The 2,203-nt window shown below is 41.0% G+C and carries 4 protein-coding genes; all 4 read left to right on the forward strand.

Features of this window, described 5'->3' with window-relative positions:
- On the forward strand, positions 1–413 hold a 413-nt coding region (locus tag H5975_RS07835; RefSeq protein ID WP_204785572.1), incomplete at its 5' end, for a ParA family protein.
- Positions 400–1,293 (forward strand): ParB/RepB/Spo0J family partition protein, encoded by an 894-nt coding sequence (locus H5975_RS07840; RefSeq protein WP_204785573.1) that lies wholly within the window; start codon positions 400–402, stop codon positions 1,291–1,293. The genes H5975_RS07835 and H5975_RS07840, both read left to right, overlap by 14 nt.
- A 13-nt stretch (positions 1,294–1,306) precedes the next feature.
- On the forward strand, positions 1,307–1,504 hold the full coding sequence (locus tag H5975_RS07845; RefSeq protein WP_204785574.1) for a DUF951 domain-containing protein: 198 nt from the start codon (positions 1,307–1,309) through the stop codon (positions 1,502–1,504).
- A 20-nt stretch (positions 1,505–1,524) separates the two neighbouring features.
- A partial coding sequence (ychF, locus tag H5975_RS07850; protein WP_204785575.1) for a redox-regulated ATPase YchF occupies positions 1,525–2,203 on the forward strand: 679 nt, incomplete at its 3' end.

Raw genomic sequence — 2,203 nt, forward strand, 5'->3', positions numbered from 1 at the left:
ACTATATATTGATTGACTGTCCGCCTTCTTTGGGGCTGTTAACAATCAACGCCTTTACTGCTGCAGATTCCATCCTAATTCCAGTGCAGAGCGAATACTATGCACTAGAAGGGTTGAGTCAGTTAATTAACACCATTCAATTAGTACGGAAACACTTTAATAAGAATCTGAAGATTGAAGGGGTCCTGTTAACGATGTTTAATAAACGTACTAACTTAGGACAAGAGGTAAACAATGAAGTTAAAAAGTTCTTTGGAGATCAGGTTTATAAAACAGTGATTCCACGGAACGTGCGCTTATCTGAAGCACCAAGCCACGGGTTGGCGATTATTGATTACGATAAACGATCAACCGGGGCACAGGTTTACCAACAATTAGCAAAGGAAGTGTTGGCAGCTCATGGCGAAAAATAAAAAAACAGGATTAGGACGGGGAATTGAAGCGTTATTTGAAGAAAATAACCTAGAAGAAACCCAAACTGGTGAAAATGTCATTGATGTTGAACTTAAAAATATTCGGCCCAATCCTTATCAGCCACGACGGATCTTTGATCAAAAGGCATTAAAAGAGTTAGCTAAATCAATTCAAGAATCTGGGGTATTCCAACCGATTATTTTACGGCAACCAGATCAAGACATTGAACGGTATGAAATTATCGCTGGTGAACGACGGTTTCGTGCTTCTAAGCTTGCCAAACAAAAGACGATTCCAGCCATCATTCGGGACTTTAACGATGAGCGGATGATGGAAGTTGCAGTTTTGGAAAACTTACAACGGGAAGATTTGACCCCATTAGAAGAAGCTCAAGCTTATCAAATGCTCATGGATAAGCTATCCCTGACTCAAGCGGAGGTAGCTACCCGTTTGGGGAAGAGTCGGCCATACATTGCTAACTATTTGCGCTTACTTGGCTTGCCAGAAATCGTAAAGAAATCACTGCAGTCTGGTGAATTGTCAATGGGGCAGGCGCGAACGTTGTTGGGCTTGAAAGACAAGTCTAAAGTGGCAAGTGTTGCTAGAAAAGCAATTAAGAAGAACCTTACAGTTCGTCAGCTTGAAGACCTGGTAGCGTCGATGAATGGCACTCACGATCAGAATAAACGTCAGACGAAAGTTCGCCATCGTAAATCGCCATATTTACGGGCGACAGAGAATGAATTACAAAGTAAGTTTGGCACTAAAGTGACGGTTTTACCGGCAGCTAAAAAAGAGACTGGTAAGATTGAAATTCCGTACACTTCTAATGATGACTTAACCCGCATTCTTGATATTCTCGGGATTTCATTGGATTAAAGGAGTGAATAAGATGGAAGATTACGCATTAAACGATATTGTGATGATGAAAAAGCCACACCCTTGTGGTACTAACCGTTGGCAAATTATCCGGGTTGGCGCCGACGTTAAGATCCAATGTACAGGTTGTGGTCACATTGTGATGATGAGTCGGTATAATTTTGATAAGCGACTAAAGAAAGTGCTTGAAAAAGCAGATCAAGAAAATTAAAAAAGGAACGTGAATTTAAAATGTCATTAACAGCAGGAATTGTCGGTTTACCAAACGTTGGTAAGTCCACATTATTTAACGCAATTACTAAAGCGGGAGCCGAAATGGCTAACTACCCATTTGCCACAATTGATCCTAATGTTGGGATGGTTGAAGTGCCAGACCCACGTCTCGATCGAATTAATGAACTAATTCCTTCAAAAAAGATTGTGCCAACAACCTTTGAATTTACCGACATCGCCGGAATTGTTAAGGGTGCATCTAAAGGGGAAGGGCTTGGTAACAAGTTCTTGGAAAACATTCGTCAAACGGATGCGATTGTGCACGTTGTTCGGGCATTTGACGATGATGACATTACTAGTGTAACTGGTAAAGTTGACCCAATTGAAGACATCGATACCATTAACTTGGAATTAATCATGGCGGACCTTGAATCTGTTAATAATCGTTTAGGCAAGGTTCAACGTGCTGCTAAGGGACGTGATAAAGACGCATTAGCAGAACTTGCCGTTTTAAACAAGATTAAACCAGTTCTGGAAGATGGAAAGAGCGCACGAACAATCGACTTTACTGAAGACGAACAAAAGATTGTGAAGGGCTTGTTCTTATTAACGACTAAGCCTGTCCTTTATGTTGCTAACATTGCTGAAGAAGATATGGCAGATCCTGATGCTAATAAGTACATGGATGCCATTAAGG

The sequence above is a fragment of the Limosilactobacillus coleohominis genome (assembly GCF_016901675.1).
GTDB classification, from domain to species: domain Bacteria; phylum Bacillota; class Bacilli; order Lactobacillales; family Lactobacillaceae; genus Limosilactobacillus; species Limosilactobacillus intestinavium.

Excerpts from the sequence above, each read along its gene's own strand:
- H5975_RS07840 (WP_204785573.1), top strand. The coding sequence starts at position 400 with ATGGCGAAAAATAAAAAAACAGGATTAGGACGGGGAATTGAAGCGTTA.
- H5975_RS07845 (WP_204785574.1), top strand. The coding sequence starts at position 1,307 with ATGGAAGATTACGCATTAAACGATATTGTGATGATGAAAAAGCCACAC.